Raw genomic sequence first — 17,831 nt, forward strand, 5'->3', positions numbered from 1 at the left:
GAGGGGGCCACCATGCACACCATCCGCGAACAGATCGACGTCGACCGCAGCCCCGAGGACGTCTACGCCTACGCCGTCGACCCCGACCACCTGCCCGACTGGCAGCTGAGCGCCCTGGCGGCCGAGCGGCTCGACGAGGGCCCACTGCACACCGGCTCCCGCGTCCGCGTCACCCGCCGGGTCGGCAGCCGCGAGGTGCCGATGACCATGGAGCTGACCGAGCACGAGCCCCCGTACAGCTGGCGGGTGCAGGGCATCGACGGCCCCGTCCGCGCCTTCTTCCACGGGGAGATCGAGCCCCTCGAGGGCGGCCGGCGCTCCCGCGTCACCCTGGAACTGGACTTCGTGGGCCACGGCATCGGCAGGGCCCTGGTCCCCTTCGTCGTCCGCCCCCAGGTCCGCAGGGAACTGCCCCGCAACGAGCAGCGCCTCAAGGAGCGGCTGGAGGGCATGGCCGTCTAGCGGGACGGCCGGAGAGCCGGTCAACCGGGCGGGCCGGGTCACACCAGTGGATCTGCGACACTGGTTGAACCATGCCCAAGCCCGGAGAACTCACTTTCGTAGCCCCCCGCGGAGCCAAGAAGCCGCCGCGGCATCTCGCCGATCTCTCGCCCGCCGAGCGCAAGGAGGCGGTGGTTGCGGTCGGGGAGAAGCCGTTTCGTGCCAAGCAGCTCTCGCAGCACTACTTCGCGCGGTACGCGCACGCGCCGCAGGAGTGGACCGACATTCCCGCCGCGTCGCGCGAGAAGCTGAGGGACGCGCTGCTGCCGGAGCTGATGACCGTCGTACGGCATCTGTCGACGGACGCGGACACCACCCGTAAGACGCTGTGGCGGCTGTTCGACGGGACGCTGGTGGAGTCGGTGCTGATGCGGTACCCGGACCGGGTGACCATGTGCATCAGCTCGCAGGCGGGGTGCGGGATGAACTGCCCGTTCTGCGCGACCGGGCAGGCGGGGCTCGACCGGAACCTGTCGACCGCGGAGATCGTGCACCAGATCGTGGACGGGATGCGGGCGCTGCGGGACGGGGAGATTCCCGGGGGTCCGGCGCGGCTGTCGAACATCGTGTTCATGGGGATGGGGGAGCCGCTCGCCAACTACAAGCGGGTCGTCGGTGCCATCCGCGCGCTCACCGATCCCGAGCCGGACGGGCTCGGTCTCTCGCAGCGGGGGATCACCGTGTCGACGGTGGGGCTGGTGCCCGCCATCCACCGGTTCGCCGACGAGGGGTTCAAGTGTCGGCTGGCCATTTCGCTGCACGCGCCGGATGACGAGTTGCGGGACACCCTCGTACCCGTGAACACGCGGTGGAAGGTGCGGGAGGTGCTGGACGCCGGGTGGGAGTACGCCGAGAAGTCCGGGCGGCGGCTGTCCATCGAGTACGCGCTGATCCGGGACATCAACGACCAGGCCTGGCGTGGGGACCGGCTCGGGCGGCTGCTGCGGGGCAGGCCCGTGCACGTGAATCTCATCCCGCTGAACCCGACGCCGGGGTCGAAGTGGACCGCGTCGCGGCCCGAGGACGAGAAGGCCTTCGTCGAGGCGATCGCCGCGCACGGTGTGCCGGTGACGATCAGGGACACCCGGGGCCAGGAGATCGACGGGGCGTGTGGACAGCTCGCGGCCACCGAACGGTAGTCTGAGCGCCGTAGGAACACATCTTCATATTCCGACAGGGGAGCGCCACAGCGCTGAGAGTGCGGCAACCGGCCGCAGACCCTCCGAACCTGGCCCAGGTCATTCTGGGTAGGGAGATCGGTCATCACTCGAGCTGTTGCGCCCTGCCCGGGAACCGCGGAAGGTCCCGGGCGGGGCCGCGTCTTCTCCTGGTCCATCCCAGGAGGAATCCAGTGCACATCAACAGGTACGCCGCCGCCGTGGCCGCCGGGCTCGGGGTCGTCGCGCTGTCCGGGTGCGGGGGGTCGTCGTCCGGCGGCGACTCCGCGGCCGACAGCAAGACCGTCACGCTCGTCAGCCACAACTCGTGGGCCGTCTCCGAGGACGTCCTCGCGGCCTTCGAGGAGGAGTCCGGCTACCAGGTGAAGGTCCTCACCGACGGCGACGCCGGGCAGGCCGTCAACAAGGCGATCCTGACCAAGGACAACCCGCAGGGCGACGTCCTCTTCGGCGTCGACAACACCCTGCTGTCGCGTGCTCTCGACAACGAGCTGTTCCAGTCGTACGAGCCCAAGGGTGCCGACGAGATCCGGCCCGAGTACCGGGGCGACGAGGGTGAGGGGCGCGTCACGCCCGTCGACACCGGTGACATCTGCGTCAACTACGACAAGGCGTACTTCGAGGAGCACGACCTGAAGCCGCCGCGGTCGTACGACGATCTCGTCAAGCCCGAGTACAAGGACCTCCTCGTCACCGAGAACGCCGCCTCCTCCTCGCCGGGGCTCGGGTTCCTGCTCGGTACGGCCGCGGAGTACGGGGACGACGGCTGGCAGGACTACTGGGAGAAGCTCAAGGGCAACGGCGTGAAGGTCGTCGAGGGCTGGGAGCAGGCCTACAACGAGGAGTTCTCCGGGTCCGCGGGCGGCAAGCAGGCGGGCGGCGACCGGCCGCTGGTCGTGTCGTACGCCTCCTCGCCGCCCGCCGAGGTCGTCTTCGCCGACCCGCGCCCCGAGACCGCCCCGACCGGCGTGGCGATGGGCACCTGTTTCCGGCAGGTCGAGTACGCGGGCCTGCTGAGCAACGCCCGCAACAGCGAGGGCGGCAAGGCGCTCATCGACTTCCTCGTCGGCAAGCGGTTCCAGGAGGACATGCCGCTGAACATGTTCGTCTACCCGGTGCGGGAGGGCGCCCAGGTGCCCGAGGAGTTCACGCAGTACGGTCCGCAGGCCGACGACCCCCACACCATGGCACCGGCGAAGATCGCCGAGAACCGTGACGAGTGGGTCAAGTCGTGGAACTCGCTCGTGCTGAAGTGACGCAGGTGACGCAGGTGACCTCCCGCGTGCGGAGCGGCGCGGCGCGGCTGGGGCTGCTCGCCCTGCCCGTCGCGTTCTTCGGCGTCTTCTTCGCCTACCCCGTCACCGCGATCGTCGCGCGCGGGCTGCGCGTCGGCGACGGCTGGCGGTTCGGGCGGCTGTGGGAGGTCCTCGGGGACTCCGGGATCCGGCAGGTGCTGTGGTTCACCACCTGGCAGGCGCTGGTCTCCACCGCGCTGACCCTGCTGATCGCGCTGCCCGGCGCCTATGTCCTGGCCCGGCTGGACTTCCCCGGCCGCCAGGTGCTGCGGGCGGTCGTCACGGTGCCGTTCGTGCTGCCGACCGTCGTCGTCGGTACGGCGTTCCTGGCGCTGGTCGGGCGCGGCGGACTGCTGGACGAGCTGTGGGGCGTACGCCTGGACACCACCGTCTGGGCGATCCTGCTGGCGCACGTCTTCTTCAACTACGCGGTCGTCGTGCGGACCGTCGGCGGGCTGTGGGCGCAGTTGGACCCCCGGCAGGAGGAGGCGGCGCGGATGCTCGGGGCGTCCCCGCTGCGGGCCTGGCGGCAGGTGACGCTGCCCGCGCTGGCGCCCGCGGTGGCCGCCGCCTCGCTGATGGTGTTCCTGTTCACCTTCACCTCCTTCGGTGTGGTGCAGATCCTCGGCGGGCCGACGTTCTCGACGCTGGAGGTCGAGATCTACCGGCAGACCTCCGAGATCTTCGACCTGTCCACCGCCGCCGTGCTGACGCTCGTCCAGTTCGCGGCGGTCGGCGGCGTCCTCGCCGTGCACGCCTGGACCGTACGGCGGCGGGAGACCGCCCTGCGGCTGGTGGACGCCGCCACCACGGCGCGCCGCCCGCGTGGTGCCGGGCAGTGGGCGCTGCTCGGCGGGGTGCTGTGCTCGGTCGCCGTGCTGCTGGTGCTGCCGCCCGCGGTGCTCGTCCAGCGGTCGCTGGACGCGCCCGGCTTCGGCTACTACCGGGCGCTGACGGAGGCGGAGGGCGGGATCTTCCTCGTGCCGCCCATCGAGGCGGTCGGCAACTCACTGACGTACGCCCTCGCCGCCACCGCCATCGCGGTGCTGGTCGGCGGGCTCGCGGCGGTGGCGCTGACCCGGCGGGACGCGGGGCGGTTCGTGCGCGGGTTCGACGCGCTGCTGATGCTGCCGCTGGGGGTGTCGGCGGTGACGGTCGGGTTCGGGTTCCTGATCGCGCTCGACGAGCCGCCGCTCGATCTGCGGGCCACCTGGATCCTGGTGCCGCTGGCGCAGGCGCTGGTGGGGGTGCCCTTCGTGGTACGGACCATGCTGCCGGTGCTGCGGGCGGTGGACGCGCGGCTGCGGGAGGCGGCGGCCGTGCTCGGGGCGTCGCCGTGGCGGGCCTGGCGCGAGGTGGACCTGCCGATGGTGCGGCGGGCGCTGCTGGTCGCGGCCGGGTTCGCCTTCGCGGTGTCGCTCGGGGAGTTCGGGGCGACGGTCTTCATCGCCCGCCCCGACAACCCGACGCTGCCGGTGGCCGTGGCCCGGCTGCTCGGGCGGCCCGGTGACCTCAACTACGGGCAGGCAATGGCCCTGTCCACGATCCTGATGGTGGTGTGTGCGGTGGCCCTGCTGGTACTGGAGAGGCTGCGGGTGCCGAACCGGACGGGGGAGTTCTGATGCTGCTGAGCCTTCAGTCCGCGACCGTCCGTTTCGACGGGCGGGCCGTGCTCGACGCCGTCGACCTGGCGGTGGCCGAGCACGAGATCGTGTGTGTGCTCGGGCCCAGCGGCAGCGGCAAGTCGACGCTGCTGCGGGCGGTGGCCGGGCTCCAGCCGCTGGCCGCGGGGCGGGTGCTGCTCGACGGCCGCGACCAGAGCGGGCTGCCCGCGCACCGGCGCGGGGTGGGGCTGATGTTCCAGGACCATCAGCTGTTCCCGCAGCGCGACGTCGGCGGCAATGTCGCCTTCGGGCTGCGGATGCACGGGGCTTCGCGTGCGGAACAGCGGGACCGCGTACGGGAGTTGCTCGACCTCGTCGGACTGCCGGGGGCCGCCCCGCGCGCCGTGGCCGCGCTGTCCGGCGGTGAGCAGCAGCGCGTGGCCCTCGCCCGGGCGCTCGCGCCCCGGCCCCGGCTGCTGATGCTGGACGAGCCGCTCGGCCAGCTCGACCGCTCGCTGCGGGAGCGGCTCGTGGTGGAACTGCGGGAACTGTTCGGGGCGTTGGGGACGACCGTGCTCGCGGTCACCCATGACCAGGGCGAGGCGTTCGCGCTCGCCGACCGGGTCGTGGTGATGCGGGACGGGCGGATCGCCCAGTCGGGGACGCCTCTTGAGGTCTGGCAGCGGCCCGCCGACGAGTTCGTGGCCCGTTTCCTCGGCTTCGACAACGTGGCCGGGGTGACGGTCACCGGTCAGGCCGCGGACACGCCGTGGGGCAAGCTGCCCGTCCCCGAGGGTGCCCCGCAAGGGGTGCGCACCCTGCTCGTCCGGCCTGCCGGGGTCCGCCTCGCGTCCGCCGACGCGGGCCTGCGCTGCACGGTCGTCGCCCGCGCCTTCAAGGGCACCCATGTCGCCGTACACCTGCAGCCGGAGGGCGACGCGCCCCGTCTTGAGGCGGCCTGCGCGCTGCGGGACGCGCCCGGGGTGGGGGACGTGGTCGGGGTGGGGTTCGACGCGGCGGAGACCGTGGTGCTGGGCTGAGCGGCGGCAAGGGAACGGAACGGCCGGGTGGCGTGAGCCACCCGGCCGTCGTGCGCACCGTGTCGTACGGGTCAGCGGTTGCTGTTGCGGCGGCGCATGCCGAAGAACACCGCTCCGCCACCGGCGAGCACCAGCGCACCGGCGATCCCGGCGATCATGCCGGTGTTGGAGTTGGCGCCGGTCTCGGCGAGGTTGGACTTTCCGGCCGCGGGGGAGGGCGCGTTGCTCGCCGTGTCCGCGGGGGCGGTGGTGGTCTCCTCCGCCGGGGACGACGGGGTCGGGGTCGACGGGCTGCTCTCCGAGGGGGTCTCGGAAGGCGTGCCGGACGGCTCCGGGGAGGACTCCGAGGGGGTCGGCGTCGGGGTGTCGTCGTCGGCGCAGCCCGTGGCCGGGGTGGTGAGGTGCGGCTTGATGTCCTCGTCGACCTGGTTACCGGCCTTGACGTGGACGCGGTAGGTGGCGCCGGGCTTCCAGTCTTCCTCGAAGGTGATGGTGACGCCTTCGCGGGAGCCCTTGACCACCTGGCTGCCCACCATGCGCTCGTCGGCGCCGTTGTTCTCCAGGTAGACGGTGACGGTCGCCGGGACGCCGGTCGGGTCCTTGTCGGTGACCGTGATGACGCCCTTGGCGCCGTCGCACTCGGCCGCGGCGGAGAACTCGCTGATGTCACAGGCGAGGGCACTGCCCGTGACACCGAGCACCAGCGCGGTGGAGGCGGCGGCGACCCCGAGGGCGCGCACGGAACGGCCGGTGAACCGGCGGGCGTTACTGCGTGCGTTGTGGCGGATTATGGACACGTTTGTCCTTTACGAGTTGCAAATGCGGGGGGTTGAGGGGGAAACGGGGCGCCACTGAGGTGCGCGTCCATCGCCCCCGGGAACACACAGGTCTATAAGCGCTCCATAAGCAGTGTCAATCCACGGACGCAACAGCGCAGTTGGCTTTGCCCTCTCATTAACCACCGAGACGTTTCAACGTCTCCGGAACCTCCTCGATCCGGTCGACCAGCGCGATCCGCGCCGCCATCGACCGCTCCCGGGCCAGCGACCGCAACAGCGGCCAGGCGGGCAGCCGCTCCGTCCAGTGCGCCCGGTCCACCAGGACCATGGGGGTGGGCTCGCCGCGCGACTCGTAGTAGTTCGGGGTCGCGTTGTCGAAGATCTCCTGTACGGTCCCGGCGGCACCGGGCAGATAGATCACGCCCGCGTTGCAGCGGGCCAGCAGGCCGTCCTCGCGGGTGGCGTTGGCGAAGTACTTGGCGATGTGCGCGGCGAAGGGGTTCGGCGGCTCGTGGCCGTAGAACCAGGTGGGAATGCCGACCGAGGTGCCGCCGCGCGGCCAGCGGGCGCGCACCTCGAAGGCCGCGCGGGCCCACTCGGTGATGGACGGGGTGAACTTCGGGGCCTTGGCGAGCAGGTGGAGGGCGTCCGGGAGCATCGCGTCGTCGTGCGGCGCGGCGTACGCGCCCAGGTTCGCCGCCTCCATCGCGCCGGGGCCGCCGCCGGTCGCCACGGTGAGCCCGGCGCGGGCGAGGTCCCGGCCGAGGTGGGCGGCACCGGCGTACGCCTCGGTGCCGCGCGCCATGGCGTGGCCGCCCATGACGCCCACGACGCGGGCGCCGACGAGGAGTTCGTCGAGGGCGTCGGAGATCGCGTCGTCGTGGACGGCGCGCAGGGTGGAGGCGAAGATGTCCCGGTCCGCCTTCGTCCGCTGGAACCAGGTGTACGCGCGGGCGTCGGGCGTGGCCTCGTAGCCGCCGTCCGACAGGGACGTGAACAGTTCGTCGGGTGAGTAGACCAGGCCGCGGTACGGGTTGAACGGCAGGTCCGGGATCGGCGGGAACACCATCGCGCCGTCCCCGCGGACCTTCGCGGCGGCGTTCTCGCGCATCGGGCAGCCGAGGAAGACGGCGCCCGACGTGTCCGTGGTGAGCAACTCGCGGGTACGGTCCGTCAGGTCGACGGCCTGGACGCGGAATCCGGCGAGCGAGCCACGGGCGGCGACGGTCGCGTCGAACTCCTCCAGGCTCTCTATCTCACGGTCGTTGTGGTGGGCCGCATGGGCGGGCATCGTCTGCACGCGCCCATGCTAGGCACGCACGGGTCAGCCCTCGATGGCCGACGGGTCCATCCACGTGATCTCCCAGGTGTGGCCGTCGAGGTCGTCGAAGGCGCGGCCGTACATGAACCCGTGGTCCTGGGTCTCACCGGTCGCCTTGCCGCCCGCCGCGATGGCCTTGTCCACCAGCTCGTCGACCTTCTCGCGGGACTCGGCGCTCAGCGCGATGAGGACCTCGCTGGTGGTCGTGGCGTCGGCGATCTGCTTCTTGGTGAAGGTCGCGTAGAACGGCTTGGTCAGGAGCATGGCGACGATGGTGTCGCTGATCACGACGGAGGCCGCGTTCTCGTCACTGAACTGGGCGTTGATCGAGTAGCCCAGCTCCGTGAAGAACTTCTTCGAGGCGTCGAGGTCGGTCACGGGGAGGTTGACGAAGATCATCTGCTGGTACATGGGGGGTCTCCCGGGGTTCGTGTGTCCTGCGGTGTCGTTCGAAGGGTTAGACGCCCAGGGTCGCCGTAACTCATCGGTCGTCCGGAGGTTTTCTCGAGGAACCCGAGAACTTCTTCTACGCGCTCAGCGGTCGCGTGGCCAACTCGGCCACCAGCAGGGTCAGCGGGGCGAAGACGGCCAGCAGGGCGGTGGCGCGCAGGGCGGCGGCGCTGCGGAGCACGGTGGCCGGGGCGCCCAGGCGGAGCAGGGCCGCGGTGGTGTCGGTGCGGGCCTGTTTCGTCTCCACGGCGGCGGTGAGGAGGGTGGCGACCGTGCAGCCCGCGACGACGAGGGCGCCGAGGGTGGTGAGCGGGCCGAGGGACGGGGCGGAGGAGTCGTGCAGGGCGGTCGTGGCGTAGGCGGCGGACGCCACCGCGCACACCAGGCCCAGGGGGCGGCCGATCCGGGGGGCTTCCGCCATGAGGACCCGGCCCGCGAGCAGGCGCAGGGCGCCGGGGCGGGCGGACTGGAGCAGGCGGCCGGTGAGGTGCGTGAGGCCCGGGCCGGTGAGGGCCAGGCCCACGGCCGTGAGGATCCAGCCGGTGAGGAGGCCGGTGGGGCTGGCGGCCAGACCGCCGGGGAGGGGCACCGGGGTGGGGTCCTCGGCGCGGCTCGCGTACGTCTCCACGGCCAGGCCCGCGGCGAGGGTGGCGATGCCCCAGGGGAGGGCGGCGAGGGGGTTGGCCTTGTCGGCGGCGGGGGTGGGCGCGGGCGGGTGGTCCGGCGCCGGCGGGGAACTGACCCATGCCGCCCTGGCCGGACGAACGCCCGCGGACCAACGACCGGGCGGGGAGGCGTCGGCGTCCGTGGCCCCATGGCGAGGTCGGGCCGCGTCGGCGGTGCGCGGGCGCAGTACCCACGCCGTCGCCGCGGTGGCCGTCGTCGGGACGATCGCCAGCAGGGTCAGGGTGCCCGGGACCGGGAGGGGCCGGGCCGCCGCCAGGTAGTCCGCGCCCGTGCCGTCGAAGGGGAGGCCCGTGAGGTCGCCCCGGAGGTAGAGGAAGAGGAGGAGGGCGACGGTGGAGCCGAGGGTGGTGGCGAGGGCCGTGGTGGTGGCGGAGACGAGCATCAGGCGGGCCGGGCCCAGGCCGACGGCCGAGAGGCCGGGGCGCGGGGTGGTCGCCGGGTCGGTGCGGGCGACCGCGGTGGAGAAGTAGACCGTGGCGGCCAGCGGGGGCGTGCACCAGGCCAGCCGCAGGAGGGACGCGGTCGGGTCCGCCGGGTGGCTCATGGCGTGGCCCAGCGCGCACAGGAGCAAAAAGCCCGTGCCCGCCGAGGCCGCCGCCACCAGCAGGCGGCGCAGCTGTACGGCGGTCCGGGCGCCACGGGTCAGGCGGAGAGCGAGCACGCGGCCCGGCCTTCCGTCTCGGCGACCGGGGGCAGATGGACGGTCTTCACCCGGCGTCCGTCGAGCAGCGACACCGTGCGGTCCGCCAGCGCCGCCGTCTCCGCGTCGTGGGTGGCCAGGACCACCGTGATGCCGTGCGAGCGCGCGGCCGTGGTGAGCGTGCGCAGGACGTGGGCGCGGTCCGCGCGGTGCAGCGGGGCCGTGGGCTCGTCGGCGAAGAGGACCGTGGGCGCGGGCGCCAGGGCGCGGGCCAGGCAGACCCGCTGGCGGGCGGCGAGCGGCAGTTCGTGCGGGCGCCGGTGCGCGGCGTCGCCCACGTCGAGGCGCTCCAGCCACTCCAGCGCGGCGGCCCTGGCGCGGCGGCGGCCGGTGCCGGACAGCATCAGGGGCAGGGCGGTGTTCTCCCAGACGTTCAGCTCGGGGACCAGCACGGGCACGGGGTCGATCCAGCCGAAGCGGTCGCGGCGCAGCCGTTCCCGGGCGAACTGGCCCATGGTGTGCACGGGGACGCTGTTGAACCAGACCTCGCCGCGCTGGGCCCGCACCAGGCCGGACAGACATCCCAGGAGGGTGCTCTTGCCGCTGCCGCGCGGCCCCCCGACGGCGAGGATCTCGCCCTCGCGTACGCCGAGCGAGACGCCGCTGAGGCCGGGCGAGCCGTCGGCGTGGGTGTGGTGCAGGGAACGTGCCCAGAGCACGTCGTTGTCCGGCGGAGCCTCCATGGGCGTACACCTCGGTTCAGATCCGTAGTTCCCGTGCCGTTCCCCCGTGCGGGGGAACGAAGGCAGGGCCGATCGGTCACTGGCACGCTAGGCAGTGCGCGAGGGGAGCCCGGACAGCACACGGCCCCGGACCGCCGTTTCTCACTCGAACGGCGGTCCGGGGCCGGGATCTGATCACACGGTCAGATGATCACAGCTTCGTCCACGCCTCCGACAGCGTGGCCCGCAGGATCTGCTCGATCTCGTCGAAGGTCTCCTGGTTGGAGATCAGCGGCGGCGCGAGCTGGACGACCGGGTCACCACGGTCGTCGGCGCGGCAGTACAGGCCGTTGTCGAACAGCGCCTTGGAGAGGAAGCCGTACAGGACGCGCTCCGTCTCCTCCTCGTTGAAGGACTCCTTGGTCGCCTTGTCCTTGACCAGCTCGATGCCGTAGAAGAAGCCGTTGCCGCGGACGTCGCCGACGATCGGCAGGTCGTGCAGCTTCTCCAGGGTGGCCCGGAAGGCGCCCTCGTTGTCGAGGACGTGCTGGTTGAGGCCCTCGCGCTCGAACAGGTCGAGGTTGGCGAGGCCGACGGCCGCGGAGACCGGGTGGCCGCCGAAGGTGTAGCCGTGCAGGAAGGTGTTGTCGCCCTTGTAGAACGGCTCGGCCAGCCGGTCGGAGATGACGCACGCGCCGATCGGGGAGTAGCCCGAGGTCATGCCCTTGGCGCAGGTGATCATGTCCGGGACGTAGCCGAACTTGTCGCAGGCGAACGTCGTGCCGAGGCGGCCGAAGGCGCAGATGACCTCGTCGGAGACCAGCAGGACGTCGTACTGGTCGCAGATCTCGCGGACCCGCTGGAAGTAGCCGGGCGGGGGCGGGAAGCAGCCGCCCGCGTTCTGCACCGGCTCCAGGAAGACCGCGGCGACCGTGTCCGGGCCCTCGAAGAGGATCTGCTGCTCGATCTGGTCGGCGGCCCAGCGGCCGAACGCCTCGGGGTCGTCGCCGAAGATCGGGGCGCGGTAGATGTTGGTGTTCGGGACCTTGTGGGCGCCGGGGACCAGCGGCTCGAAGGGGGCCTTCAGGCCGGGCAGGCCGGTGATGGACAGCGCGCCCTGCGGGGTGCCGTGGTAGGCGACCGCGCGGGAGATCACCTTGTACTTGTTGGGCTTGCCGACGAGCTTGAAGTACTGCTTGGCCAGCTTCCACGCGGTCTCGACGGCCTCGCCGCCGCCGGTGGTGAAGAAGACCTTGTTCAGGTCGCCGGGCGCCTCGTGCGCGAGCCGCTCGGCCAGCTCCACCGCCTTGGGGTGGGCGTACGACCAGACCGGGAAGAACGCCAGCTCCTGGGCCTGCTTGGCGGCGGTCTCGGCGAGTTCCGAGCGGCCGTGACCGGCCTGGACCACGAACAGGCCCGCGAGACCGTCGAGGTAGCGCTTGCCCTTGTCGTCGTAGATGTGGGTGCCCTCGCCCCGGACGATGGTGGGCACGGGCGCGTTCTCGTACGAGGACATGCGGGTGAAGTGCATCCACAGGTGGTCGTACGCGGTGCGGCTGAGGTCCTTGCTGCTCACGGTTATCGGGTCCTCACGGGTTATCGGGTTCCCCACATGTAGGTCTGCTTCTTGAGCTTGAGGTAGACGAAGCTCTCGGTGGAGCGCACGCCGGGCAGGGCCCGGATGCGTTTGTTGATGACGTCCAGCAGGTGGTCGTCGTCCTCGCAGACGATCTCGGCGAGGACGTCGAACGAGCCCGCCGTCATCACCACGTACTCGACCTCCGCCATGGCGGTCAGCGCGTCGGCCACGGACTCCGTGTCGCCCTCGACGTTGATCCCGACCATCGCCTGCCGCCGGAAGCCCACGGTCAGCGGGTCGGTGACGGCGACGATCTGCATCACGCCCTGGTCGAGCAGCTTCTGCACCCGTTGGCGCACGGCCGCCTCGGAGAGGCCGACGGCCTTGCCGATGGCGGCGTACGGCCTGCGGCCGTCCTCCTGGAGCTGTTCGATGATGGCGAGGGAGACGGCGTCCAGCTGGGGACCGCCGTTCCTGGACTCGCGAGAGGACTCACGGGAGGACTCGCGAAGGTCCCGCGGGTTCCTCTGGTCTGCGCTTCGACTGGCCACGACCTCACTGTGCACGAGGACTCGACAGTTTTGCAAGGCCGGATCGATGAAATTCGTTGTCTACGAGATTGCAGTTTGCGGATTTCGCAGATCTGACGCGTTGGGGGGTGTTGAAACCGTCGGCGGACCGTTTAGGGTGGGCATCTCAGAGAATGGACATCCGACAGGAGGGCCGGGCAGTGACCACCGAACTGCGTCGTCTGCGCAACTACATCGACGGAGAGTTCCGGGACGCCGCCGACGGGCGGACCACGGAGGTGGTGAACCCCGCCACCGGTGCGGCGTACGCGACCGCGCCGCTGTCCGGGCAGGCCGACGTCGACGCCGCCATGGCGGCCGCCGAGGCCGCGTTCCCCGCGTGGCGCGACACCACCCCCGCCGAGCGGCAGAAGGCCCTCCTGAAGATCGCGGACGCGTTCGAGGAGCGCGCCGAGGACCTGATCGCCGCCGAGGTGGAGAACACCGGCAAGCCGGTCGGGCTCACCCGCTCGGAGGAGATCCCTCCGATGGTCGACCAGATCCGCTTCTTCGCGGGCGCCGCGCGGATGCTGGAGGGCCGCTCCGCCGGTGAGTACATGGAGGGGATGACCTCGATCATCCGCCGTGAGCCGGTCGGCGTCTGCGCCCAGGTCGCCCCGTGGAACTACCCGATGATGATGGCGGTGTGGAAGTTCGCCCCGGCCATCGCCGCGGGCAACACGGTCGTGCTGAAGCCGTCCGACACCACCCCCGCCTCGACGGTCCTGATCGCCGAGATCCTCGGGGAGATCCTGCCCAAGGGCGTCTTCAACGTGATCTGCGGCGACCGCGACACCGGCCGTCTGATGGTCGAGCACCCGGTCCCGGCGATGGCCTCCATCACCGGCTCGGTGCGCGCGGGCATGTCCGTCGCCGAGTCCGCCGCCAAGGACGTCAAGCGCGTCCACCTGGAGCTGGGCGGCAAGGCGCCGGTCGTGGTCTTCGAGGACACCGACATCGCCAAGGCCGTCGAGGACATCTCCGTCGCGGGCTACTTCAACGCCGGGCAGGACTGCACCGCCGCCACCCGCGTGCTGGTCCAGGAGTCCATCCACGACGAGTTCGTGGCCGCGCTCGCCAAGGCCGCCGCCGAGACCAAGACCGGCCAGCCCGACGACGAGGACGTCCTGTACGGCCCGCTGAACAACCCCAACCAGCTCAAGCAGGTCGCGGGCTTCATCGAGCGCCTCCCCGCGCACGCCAAGGTCGAGGCGGGCGGCCAGCGGGTCGGCGACAAGGGCTACTTCTACGCCCCGACCGTCGTCTCCGGCCTCAAGCAGGACGACGAGATCATCCAGAACGAGGTCTTCGGCCCGGTCATCACCGTCCAGTCCTTCGACGACGAGGACCAGGCGGTCCAGTGGGCCAACGGCGTCGAGTACGCCCTCGCCTCCTCGGTGTGGACCAAGGACCACTCCCGCGCCATGCGGATGTCCAAGAAGCTCGACTTCGGCTGTGTGTGGATCAACACCCACATCCCGCTGGTCGCCGAGATGCCGCACGGCGGCTTCAAGAAGTCCGGCTACGGCAAGGACCTCTCCGGCTACGGCTTCGACGACTACACCCGCATCAAGCACGTCATGACGTCCCTGGACGGCTGAGTCCTCCTCACAGGTCCAGGACCAGCCGTCGCCCCCGGCAGCGGGAGACACAGATCATCATCGTGTCGCCCGCTGCCCGCTCGTCGGGGGTGAGCACCGAGTCCCGGTGGTCCACGGCGCCCTCGACGACGTCCGTCTCACAGGTGCCGCAGGTGCCCTCCGCGCAGGAGTACAGCACCGCCACGCCCACCGCCCGCACGGCGTCCAGGACGGAGACGTCCGCCGGGACGGTGACCGTGCGGCCGGTGCGGGCGAGGACGACCTCGAACTCACCGCCGTGGCCCTCCTGTCGCCGTGCCGGATGGAAGCGCTCCACGCGGAGTGCCCCGGGCGGGCAGCGCTCCGCCATCGCGTCCAGCAGTCCGCCCGGGCCGCAGCAGTACACCAGGGTGCCCTCGGGGAGGCCGGTGGTGACCGGGCCCAGGTCGAGGGGACCGGCCTGGTCCCGGGGCCGGAGGGCGACCCTCTCCCCGTACCGGCTCAGTTCCTCCGTGAACGCCATCGACGCGCGCGTGCGACCGCCGTACAGCAGCGTCCACTCCGCCCCCGCCCGCTCGGCCGCCGTCAGCATCGGCAGGATCGGGGTGATGCCGATGCCGCCCGCGACGAAGCGGTAGCGGGGGGCCGGTTCCAGGGCGAAGTGGTTGCGCGGGCCCCGGACGCGGAGCCGGGTGCCCTGCCGCACCTTCGTGTGCGCGTACGCCGATCCGCCGCGCCCGTCCGGCTCCCGCAGCACGGCGATCCGCCAGCGGTACCGGTCGGCCGGGTCCCCGCACAGCGAGAACTGCCGCTCCAGACCGGGCGCGAGCAGCACGTCGATGTGCGCGCCCGGCTCCCAGCCGGGCAGCGGCCCGCCGCCCGGCTGGCGCAGTACGAGGGCGAGCACGCCGTCGGCCACCGGCTCCCGCCGCTCGACGACCAGTTCGTACGTCGTCATGGGGCCGCGATCCGCTCCACGGGCTTCTCCCCCTCCTCCACCAGCCGCGCCAGGATCCGGCGCGCCGCGAGGCCGCCCGCGTCGATGCCGATGCTCAGTTCCTGGTACCCGGCGCGCTCGGTGCCCAGCGCCCGCTGGAGCAGGTTCAGCGCGTCGACGTCCTGCCTGACGACGGCGTGGTTGTTGGCCCGCAGGAACTCGGTGACCTCCGGGTCGTCGGTCGCCCAGTCGCGCGAGACCGCCCAGAAGTCGTACACCTGGCCGTCGGCGGCCGGGGTGATGCAGTACGTGATCTCGGTGTGGAAGGCGTTCGGGTCACCTCCGTCCGGCTCGGGCAGTACCCCGACCGGCGCGACCCTGCTGTGCAGCAGGTACAGACAGGGGGCGAAGTACTCGATGTCCTGCCAGCGCATGATCCGCCCGTCGATGCCGGTGGAACGGGCGTAGAACGGCGGGCACTCGGCGTCGTCCATGTGCCTGCTCACGCGCACGATCCCGGCGTCCTCGTCGGCCTCGGTGGTGATCGGCGTCTCGGCGACCTCGGGGGTGCCGATGGAGCCGCCGTGCAGATAGGTCTCGTGGGAGAGGTCGAGGAGGTTGTCGACGAGGAGCCCGTAGTCGCAGTCGATGGGCTCCATGCCGCGCACGGTCACCCAGCCGGGGCCGTCCAGGTGCCGGGCGCGCGGGATGGTCCGCGGGTCGGCGAGCGCGGGGTCGCCGATCCACACCCAGACCAGCGAGTCCCGCTCGACGACCGGGTAGGCGGCGACCCGGGCCGTGCGCGGGATGCGCCGCTGGCCCGGTACGAAGACACAGGCGCCGGTCGTGTCGTAGGTGAAGCCGTGGTAGCCGCACACGATCCGGTCCCCGTCGAGACCGCTCGCGGAGAGCGGATAGCGCCGGTGCACACAGCGGTCGGCGAGGGCGACGGGCGTGCCGTCGGACTCGGTGCGGTACAGGACGAGGGGTTCGCCGAGGATCGTACGGCCGAGGAGTTCCCGGCCCACCTCGTGCGCGAAGGCGGCGACGTACCACTGATCGCGGGCGAAGGCGGTCATGTGCGGCATGGGTGCGGCTCCCGTCTGTCTGCGGTGGCGACATCGTCGGGAGGGGCGTGACGGCGGGGCAAGCGGGCTTCCGTCTCACGGAAGGGGAGGTCCTCGCCTATGTCTCCGGCCGCCAGCCCAGCCTGCGCGAGATGCCGCGCGCCGCCAGTCGTACGGCCGGGGCCAGGGCCGGGACCTGGCCGTCGCCGACCGGTACCACCACGGAGACGGCCGCCACGACCGTGCCGCCGGGGCCGTGCACCGGGGCCGCCACCGACAGGGCGTCGTCGGTGATCTGGCGGGGGCTCACCGCGCAGCCGGTGCGGCGGACCTCGGCGAGGATGCGGCGCAGGCGGGCGGGGTCGGTGACGGTGTGGGCGGTGAAGGCGGTGAGGGGCCCGGCGCAGTACGCCGACTGGAAGGCCGGGTCGGTGTGGGCGAGCAGGGCGAGGCCGACGCCGGTGGCGTGCAGGGGCCAGCGGGCGCCGACCTGGATGCGGACGCCGACCGCCGAGCGGCCCGAGATCCACTCGATGTAGACGACCTCGGTGCCGTCCCGGACGGCCAACTGCACGTTCTCGTGAGTGGCTTCGTACAGGTCCTCCAGGAACGGCAGCGCCGCCTGGCGGAGCGCGAGGCCACGCGGGGCCAGGGCCGACACCTCCCACAGCCGTAACCCGATGTGGTAGACGCCGGACGCGTCGCGCTCCAGCGCGCCCCACGCGGTGAGCGCGCCGACCAGCCGGTGGGCGGTGGTCAGGGGCAGTGCCGTGCGGCGGCTGATGTCCGTCAGGGACAGCGCCGGGTGGTCGTGGTCGAAGGCACCGAGCACCGCCAGCAGCCGGTCGGGCGCGGAACGTGGGGGCATGGGGGAAGCGTCACCCGGGGCTAGTGGCCGTGGGTAGACCCGGGAGCGTCCTCGTGGGCCTCCGGCTGGGCAGGGCTGCCCTCCGGGCGCACCGTGAAGGCCGCCGTGTGGACCTCGCCGTCCGCCTTGAAGTCCAGGAAGAGCCGGTAGCTCCCGGTGCTGGGCGCCGTGGTGGTGAAGGCGACCCGGGGGCCGGAGGTGGCGTTGCCCTTCGCCTCCTGGTGCGGGTGGACGTGCAGATAGGCGAGGTCGCCGGAGCGCAGGGCGACGAGGTGGCCGTAGGCGCCGAGGTAGGGCTGGAGGGTGGTGACCGGGCGGCCGTCGCGGCGGACGGTGAAGGTCAGGTCGCTCTCCCGGCCCGTGGCGAGGTCGCCGCTCAGCTCGACGGTGTAGCCGTCCACGGTGGCGGTCCGGGAGGTGGCGGGCAGCGCCGACGGCTCGGACGTCCCGGCCACGGCCAGGTCGGCGCCCAGCGTCAGGCCCTCCTCCTCGGCGGCCGGGGTGAAGTCGGCGAGGACGCGGTAGCCACCGGCGGCGGGCAGCGTGGTGCTGGTGGACCAGGTGCCGTCCTTGGCGCGTACGGGGTGCAGGTGGCGGTAGGTGGTGAGGTCGCGGGAGGCGACGATCAGGTGCAGCTCCTTCTCGTGCTCCACCCGGTAGTCGGTGACCGGGCGCCCGTTCTCGTCCCGGATCACGAACCGCAGGCCGCTCCTCTCGCCCGCCTGCACGCGGGGGGTCCTCAGGTCGAGGGCGTAGCCGTCGGCGGCGACCTGGAGGCCGCCGGGGGCGGGGGCGGCGGCCGGTTCGCCTTCCGGCGCGTGCCCGGCGGACTCGTGGGCGGCCTTCTCCGGGGCGGTGTCGACGGGGGAGACCGCGTTGCCGATGCCGTAGGCGGCGGCGAAGGTCGCGGCGAGTGCGGTGCCGAAGGCGCCGATCTTCGTGAGGGAGTTCATCGCGGGCTCCTGGGTGCTGGTGGTCACTCTTCGTCACTTGCCTTGGATACCTACTGGGGGT

The 17,831-nt window shown here is 72.0% G+C and carries 17 protein-coding genes and 1 riboswitch; of the genes, 6 read left to right on the forward strand and 11 right to left on the reverse strand.

Features of this window, described 5'->3' with window-relative positions; all coding sequences use genetic code 11:
- Positions 1–12 precede the first annotated feature (12 nt).
- From ACFVQG_RS31205 to ACFVQG_RS31225, 5 genes are all read left to right on the forward strand, one after another.
- Positions 13–462 carry an SRPBCC family protein gene (locus tag ACFVQG_RS31205; protein ID WP_383389739.1) on the forward strand — a complete coding sequence of 150 codons (450 nt, stop codon included), beginning with the start codon at positions 13–15 and terminating at the stop codon, positions 460–462.
- A 71-nt stretch (positions 463–533) separates the two neighbouring features.
- Entirely contained in the window at positions 534–1,640 is a 1,107-nt protein-coding gene (rlmN, locus tag ACFVQG_RS31210) for a 23S rRNA (adenine(2503)-C(2))-methyltransferase RlmN (RefSeq protein ID WP_383389741.1), read from the forward strand.
- A 26-nt stretch (positions 1,641–1,666) separates the two neighbouring features.
- A riboswitch (TPP riboswitch) is annotated at positions 1,667–1,773 on the forward strand.
- A gap of 79 nt (positions 1,774–1,852) precedes the next feature.
- Positions 1,853–2,935: a thiamine ABC transporter substrate binding subunit gene (locus tag ACFVQG_RS31215; RefSeq protein WP_383389743.1), complete on the forward strand. Its 1,083-nt coding sequence runs from the start codon at positions 1,853–1,855 to the stop codon at positions 2,933–2,935.
- Positions 2,911–4,596 (forward strand): ABC transporter permease, encoded by a 1,686-nt coding sequence (locus ACFVQG_RS31220; RefSeq protein WP_383389745.1) that lies wholly within the window; start codon positions 2,911–2,913, stop codon positions 4,594–4,596. Before ACFVQG_RS31215 ends, ACFVQG_RS31220 begins: the two co-directional genes overlap by 25 nt.
- Positions 4,596–5,618 (forward strand): ABC transporter ATP-binding protein, encoded by a 1,023-nt coding sequence (locus ACFVQG_RS31225; RefSeq protein WP_383389747.1) that lies wholly within the window; start codon positions 4,596–4,598, stop codon positions 5,616–5,618. Before ACFVQG_RS31220 ends, ACFVQG_RS31225 begins: the two co-directional genes overlap by 1 nt.
- Positions 5,619–5,689: 71 nt before the next feature.
- On the opposite strand, the gene ACFVQG_RS31230 is transcribed toward ACFVQG_RS31225, so the two are convergent.
- The 7 genes from ACFVQG_RS31230 to ACFVQG_RS31260 form a co-directional block, all read right to left on the reverse strand.
- The gene (locus ACFVQG_RS31230; RefSeq protein ID WP_383389749.1) at positions 5,690–6,415 is read right to left on the reverse strand and encodes an LAETG motif-containing sortase-dependent surface protein; all 726 of its coding nucleotides are present in this window, start codon (positions 6,413–6,415) and stop codon (positions 5,690–5,692) included.
- A 157-nt stretch (positions 6,416–6,572) separates the two neighbouring features.
- Positions 6,573–7,697: an LOG family protein gene (locus ACFVQG_RS31235; protein WP_383389751.1), complete on the reverse strand. Its 1,125-nt coding sequence runs from the start codon at positions 7,695–7,697 to the stop codon at positions 6,573–6,575.
- A gap of 24 nt (positions 7,698–7,721) precedes the next feature.
- Positions 7,722–8,129 (reverse strand): VOC family protein, encoded by a 408-nt coding sequence (locus ACFVQG_RS31240; protein WP_383389753.1) that lies wholly within the window; start codon positions 8,127–8,129, stop codon positions 7,722–7,724.
- 115 nt (positions 8,130–8,244) lie between these two features.
- Positions 8,245–9,516: a hypothetical protein gene (locus ACFVQG_RS31245; RefSeq protein WP_383389754.1), complete on the reverse strand. Its 1,272-nt coding sequence runs from the start codon at positions 9,514–9,516 to the stop codon at positions 8,245–8,247.
- Complete coding sequence (locus tag ACFVQG_RS31250) at positions 9,498–10,238, reverse strand: ABC transporter ATP-binding protein (RefSeq protein WP_383389756.1); 741 nt, start codon at positions 10,236–10,238, stop codon at positions 9,498–9,500. Before ACFVQG_RS31250 ends, ACFVQG_RS31245 begins: the two co-directional genes overlap by 19 nt.
- A gap of 190 nt (positions 10,239–10,428) precedes the next feature.
- The gene (locus tag ACFVQG_RS31255; RefSeq protein ID WP_383389758.1) at positions 10,429–11,793 is read right to left on the reverse strand and encodes an aspartate aminotransferase family protein; all 1,365 of its coding nucleotides are present in this window, start codon (positions 11,791–11,793) and stop codon (positions 10,429–10,431) included.
- A gap of 20 nt (positions 11,794–11,813) precedes the next feature.
- Positions 11,814–12,362: an Lrp/AsnC family transcriptional regulator gene (locus ACFVQG_RS31260; RefSeq protein ID WP_383389760.1), complete on the reverse strand. Its 549-nt coding sequence runs from the start codon at positions 12,360–12,362 to the stop codon at positions 11,814–11,816.
- Positions 12,363–12,526: 164 nt separating this feature from the next.
- Between ACFVQG_RS31260 and ACFVQG_RS31265 the strand changes: the two genes are divergently transcribed.
- A complete protein-coding gene (locus ACFVQG_RS31265; RefSeq protein WP_383389762.1) occupies positions 12,527–13,966 on the forward strand; it encodes a gamma-aminobutyraldehyde dehydrogenase in 1,440 nt (479 codons plus the stop codon).
- A 7-nt stretch (positions 13,967–13,973) separates the two neighbouring features.
- Here ACFVQG_RS31265 and ACFVQG_RS31270 read toward each other — a convergent pair whose 3' ends face one another.
- The 4 genes from ACFVQG_RS31270 to ACFVQG_RS31285 form a co-directional block, all read right to left on the reverse strand.
- Positions 13,974–14,903: a PDR/VanB family oxidoreductase gene (locus ACFVQG_RS31270; protein ID WP_383389764.1), complete on the reverse strand. Its 930-nt coding sequence runs from the start codon at positions 14,901–14,903 to the stop codon at positions 13,974–13,976.
- Positions 14,900–15,970, reverse strand: coding sequence for a Rieske 2Fe-2S domain-containing protein (locus ACFVQG_RS31275; protein ID WP_383389766.1), 1,071 nt, complete (start codon positions 15,968–15,970; stop codon positions 14,900–14,902). The genes ACFVQG_RS31270 and ACFVQG_RS31275 overlap by 4 nt, the downstream gene beginning before the upstream one ends.
- 97 nt (positions 15,971–16,067) lie before the next feature.
- Complete coding sequence (locus ACFVQG_RS31280) at positions 16,068–16,817, reverse strand: IclR family transcriptional regulator (RefSeq protein ID WP_383389768.1); 750 nt, start codon at positions 16,815–16,817, stop codon at positions 16,068–16,070.
- 20 nt (positions 16,818–16,837) lie between these two features.
- Positions 16,838–17,770 (reverse strand): hypothetical protein, encoded by a 933-nt coding sequence (locus ACFVQG_RS31285; RefSeq protein ID WP_383389770.1) that lies wholly within the window; start codon positions 17,768–17,770, stop codon positions 16,838–16,840.
- Positions 17,771–17,831 lie beyond the last annotated feature (61 nt).

This window comes from Streptomyces sp. NPDC057877 (assembly GCF_042796855.1).
In the GTDB taxonomy this organism is placed as follows: Bacteria; Actinomycetota; Actinomycetes; order Streptomycetales; family Streptomycetaceae; genus Streptomyces.

What these genes read in the sequence shown, in the direction of transcription:
- ACFVQG_RS31280 (WP_383389768.1), bottom strand. Translation starts at nt 16,817, where the DNA reads ATGCCCCCACGTTCCGCGCCCGACCGGCTGCTGGCGGTGCTCGGTGCC.
- ACFVQG_RS31275 (WP_383389766.1), bottom strand. Translation starts at nt 15,970, where the DNA reads ATGCCGCACATGACCGCCTTCGCCCGCGATCAGTGGTACGTCGCCGCC.
- ACFVQG_RS31250 (WP_383389756.1), bottom strand. Translation starts at nt 10,238, where the DNA reads ATGGAGGCTCCGCCGGACAACGACGTGCTCTGGGCACGTTCCCTGCAC.
- rlmN (WP_383389741.1), top strand. Translation starts at nt 534, where the DNA reads ATGCCCAAGCCCGGAGAACTCACTTTCGTAGCCCCCCGCGGAGCCAAG.
- ACFVQG_RS31285 (WP_383389770.1), bottom strand. Translation starts at nt 17,770, where the DNA reads ATGAACTCCCTCACGAAGATCGGCGCCTTCGGCACCGCACTCGCCGCG.
- ACFVQG_RS31240 (WP_383389753.1), bottom strand. Translation starts at nt 8,129, where the DNA reads ATGTACCAGCAGATGATCTTCGTCAACCTCCCCGTGACCGACCTCGAC.
- ACFVQG_RS31205 (WP_383389739.1), top strand. Translation starts at nt 13, where the DNA reads ATGCACACCATCCGCGAACAGATCGACGTCGACCGCAGCCCCGAGGAC.
- ACFVQG_RS31270 (WP_383389764.1), bottom strand. Translation starts at nt 14,903, where the DNA reads ATGACGACGTACGAACTGGTCGTCGAGCGGCGGGAGCCGGTGGCCGAC.
- ACFVQG_RS31225 (WP_383389747.1), top strand. Translation starts at nt 4,596, where the DNA reads ATGCTGCTGAGCCTTCAGTCCGCGACCGTCCGTTTCGACGGGCGGGCC.